This is a genomic window from Paraburkholderia sp. J41 (assembly GCF_905220235.1).
In the GTDB taxonomy this organism is placed as follows: Bacteria; Pseudomonadota; Gammaproteobacteria; order Burkholderiales; family Burkholderiaceae; genus Paraburkholderia.
The window spans coordinates 1-3,984 of sequence record NZ_CAJMZE010000070.1 but is presented as its reverse complement, the minus strand read 5'-3'; the positions used below and the strand labels follow the sequence as shown (position 1 = coordinate 3,984).

General features: G+C 68.6%; 3 protein-coding genes. All 3 read right to left on the bottom strand.

Translation table 11 applies throughout. From position 1 onward, the window contains the following. A partial coding sequence (locus U5805_RS31390; protein ID WP_322107376.1) for a fimbria/pilus outer membrane usher protein occupies positions 1 to 2,459 on the bottom strand: 2,459 nt, incomplete at its 3' end. A 140-nt stretch (positions 2,460 to 2,599) separates the two neighbouring features. Further along, on the bottom strand, positions 2,600 to 3,361 hold the full coding sequence (locus U5805_RS31385) for a fimbria/pilus periplasmic chaperone (protein WP_322107375.1): 762 nt from the start codon (positions 3,359 to 3,361) through the stop codon (positions 2,600 to 2,602). Between the two features lie 86 nt (positions 3,362 to 3,447). Continuing rightward, a complete protein-coding gene (locus U5805_RS31380; protein ID WP_322107374.1) occupies positions 3,448 to 3,984 on the bottom strand; it encodes a fimbrial protein in 537 nt (178 codons plus the stop codon).

The window sequence follows — 3,984 nt, the reverse complement described above, 5'->3', positions numbered from 1 at the left end:
CTGACCGCCAGTTCCCCGCTCGCGGTCTTCAAACCACGAACCATGACCTGCCCCGCCTGCGCCACCGTGCCCACCTGATGTCCGGCGGCGTCGAACACGTCCGCGCCGAAGGGCACCGGCTCGCCGCCGGCCGTCCGTGCCCGGATGATCAGCGAGGCGCCCGGGTTGTCGGTTTCGAACCGCGTGCGCACGACCGCGCCGGCCGTGGGCGCCACGTGCTGCGAGGTGGACTTCAGCTCCACGCTCACCGGCAGCCCCTTCGGGTCGATCTCGATCTCGTTGTCGGCGAACGGCGTCAGGCCCGGCACCAGGGCATGCCCCCAGCGGTCCACACGCAGCCCGCTCTGGCTCGCGACGCGCGCGCCTTCCGCGTCCTTCGCCTCGACGATGGCCATGGTGTCGCCCGTGGCCGGCGAGAACACGACGCCGCCGCCGTACGCCACCACCGAACCCGACGCACCCGCGCCAAACTGGCTGGCGCCCCGGCCGCCCGACGCGCTCGCGGTGAGCGTGGACAGCGGCGAGCGGTACGACACGTTGCCGCCCGCGCTCGCCGTGCCGACCGTCTGCGCGCCGCCGTTGTATCCGGCATTCACGCCGTAGCTGAGACGGTTGTCGACGCCCAGCGTGCCGCTCATCATTTCCTGGATGCTGGTCGCGCCGTCCGAGTCGCGCTGCACGCTGGTCTGCGTACTGGGCGCGTGCGCGCCGATGCCCAGCGGCACGGACAGCGTCAGCATCAGGCGGTTGTCCCACTTGCCCGTGAGCTGCTCATACTGGCGCGAAGCGGACACGCCGTAGTTGATCCGTCTGAAGTTGTTGCTGTAGCCCGCCTGGAACTGCGTGTCGGTTCCGGCATGGTTCCAGTAGTCCTGCGCGAGGCCGGTCAGATAGAACGAGCCGTAACCCGCCGGCAATGTCTGGTTCAGGGTGAGTTGCAGGTTGTTGCGCCGGTTGCCGCTGCCGAAGCTATCCGCCGCGAGGTTGCCGGTGGCGCGCACGGCCATGGCATCGTCGAGGCCGAGATAGCCGCGCTCCGAGAACCGGTAGGCGGCCACGGCAAGGTTGGTGCCGGTCGGCGAAAACAGCTTGCTGTAGCTCAGCCGCACGCTCTGGCCGTTCTGCGAGCGCCCGTCGCGCAGTTTCGTGCCGGCCTGCGTGATGTCGAGCCCGACGGCGCCGTACGGCGTGTTCAGCGCCGCGCCGGCCACCGCCGCGAAATAGCCCTCGGCCACCGTCACGCCGCCGTAGCCGGTAACCAGGTTCGTAAAGCCGTGCTGCACCGTCGCCTGGAACAGCGGCGGGCGGGCGTCGAGCGTGGCGCTGCGGTATTCGCCGGCGGTCACGGTATAGCGCGTCACGCCGGGACGCAGCGCGTTGGCGGCCGGTGCGTAGGGCACGAGCGAGGTGCTCTGCGTGCCGTCGGCCTCGGTCACCACGACCTGGAGGTTGCCGCCGTAGCCGGTCGCATACAGGTCGTCGATCTCGAACGGACCCGGCGCGACATTCGTCTCGTACAGCACATTGCCGTTCTGCAGCACCTGCACGTGGGCGTTGCTGCGGGCGATGCCGTGGATCACCGGGGCGTAGCCGCGCTGGGACTCGGGGTACATGCGGTCGTCGCTTGCGAGCTGCACGCCGCGAAAGCCCACGCTGTCGAACATGGTCCCGTCGGTGAAGGCGTCGCCCATCACCAGCTGGCTTTTCAGCGGCCCGATCGAGCGCGTGAGGCTCGTCTGGACATCCTGGTAGTGGGTGCCCGCGATCGAGCTGCTGGCCAGGTTGCCGTTGTGGCGGAAACGCCAGGGCCCCATGTTCAGCCCCGCGGTCAGGCCCACGTAGCCCTGCGTCAGCGCCCCGCCGCTGCCGGCGCTATGGTAGCCGCTCGCGTTGTACTGGAGGATGCCCGAGGTGACGCCCTCGTCCCAGAACTTCGGATCGACATAGCCGCGCGCCAGGCGGCTCAGCGCCACCTGGGGCACGCTGATATCGAGACGCTGCTCACCGTTGTCGAACGACGCCGTCGCGTCCGGCACGAGCTGCGGCAGCGGCACGCAGGCGTTCGCGCCCGCTTCGAGCCGTGCCGCGGCGTCGGGGGCGAGCTTCGTGAGGTTCACGCCGGCGCGCTCGAGCAGTTCGCGATCGAAGCACGGCTCGACCCGCCCGGGGCCGGTTTCCCTGAGCGTGACCGGCGCGCGCCCCAGCCACGTGCCGTTCACGTAGAGGTCGGCGCGATAGCTGCCCGCCGTGAGCGTGTTGCCCTCGTCGAAGCGCTTCACGTCGAGCGCCAGGGCGCCGAACTGCTGCACGAACGCCTCGTTGAACTGCACCTGGGCCACCTGTTCGCCGCCCGGCGCCGCGAACGCGCCCGCCGCGGCGAAACTGGTCAGGACCAGCGCACACACGGGGCGCAGGCGCAGGGTAGCGGTGCGGAGCGGTTCTGTGGCGGGGCGAATCATGGCAGGTTCAGGATTTCGACGGCAAACCGCTGCCCGGACCGGTGCGCGCGGCACACGGTCAGATCAGGGAAACAGGCTCAGCCGCGGGGGATTGCGGAGGCGGTATCCGTCAGGACACCCGGGAGGCGCGGGTCATGCGCTCAGCGAAGCTGCGCCGTACCTTCGACGGTTCCGCCGTAGTCGTTCACGGCGTGGTAGCGGACCACGGCCGAATGCGCCACGGACGGCGAGCCCTTGAGCGGAAGGATCCGGGTCTCCCCGGGCCCCACCATCTCGCCCTCCTCGAAGACCGCCTTGCCGTTGCCGTCGAACACGCCGGCGTCCGTGAGCGAGACGTGGTATTCGCCGGGGTTATGGACCTCGAGCGCGGGATGGCCGTTCTGCGTCACCAGCCGCCAGGCGAGCTGGGCGGGCGCGTCTTCCGGATGCCCCTTGAGGCCGTCCGGCCGGTAGAACAGCTTGATGCGCGTGCGAAAGGCGAGTTGCAGCTGGTTGCCGTCCGCTTCCGAGCCCGTGGCCTTCGGGGGGATTTCGAGGACGTCGAGCCAGTACACCGACTCGTGGTCCTGGGCCTGGGCCTGGGCCTGCGTCCCGGCGCTATGGATGATGCGCAGCGTCTGCGCCTTGCCGGGTTCGATGCGCGACGCCGGGGGCGTCACGATAAACGGCACGTCGACCGAGGTGGGCGAGATCCTGGGGTCGCCGTTGTCGACCCACGCCTGCACCAGGGTGGGCGTGTTGCCGACGTTCGAGAGCTTGAGCGTTACCTCGGGTTCCTTCTCGTTGTAGATGACGCGGGTGCCGGCGATAACAATCGAGGCATGGGCCTGCATGGCGGCGACGAGCGCCAGGGCTGCGGCACCGGCGGTCATCCAGGACTTGAGGGAAAACGAGGCGTTCACGGCAAACCTTCGATAATGAAACGAGAGACGGGAAACGGAATGAAGCGCAACGAAGCGGAGCGCGCTCCGCCTCGCTGGTCACTTCATTAGTTGTACGACATGGTGTACATGACGCTGGAGTTCGCCGCGCCGGCGGTTGCCTTGCCCGTGGCGAAATACTGGGCGTAGTAGTTCAGCGTGGCCGCGCCGCTGCTGATGGCGACCGACTCCGACTTCTGGGCGGAGTCAGCCTGGTTGAGCGCGATGGTCGAGAGGTCGGCGTTCTGCAACTGGATCTCGACGTTGGTGGCGCCACCGGCATTGACGAGCAGGTTGCCGGTCGTCGTGTCGATGGTCGGACCCTGTTCGAAGAACGTATGGACGTTACCGCTCTGTGCGCAGTTGGTCAGCGCGATGTTGAACGGCGTACGGCCGGCGGTTTGGCCTGCGGCGGCCAGCGACGATGCGGACACGGTCGGCAGCGCCACGGTGAAGCTGCTGGTGCCGCCGTTGCCCGAGATCGTGCACGTCTGCGCGGTCACGTTGCCCGTGAACGTGATCGTGCCGTCTGCAGCGTGAGCGCCAACGGATGCCGCACCCAGCAGCGTACCGACGATGGCGATTGCGCGAAGATTCTTTTTCAT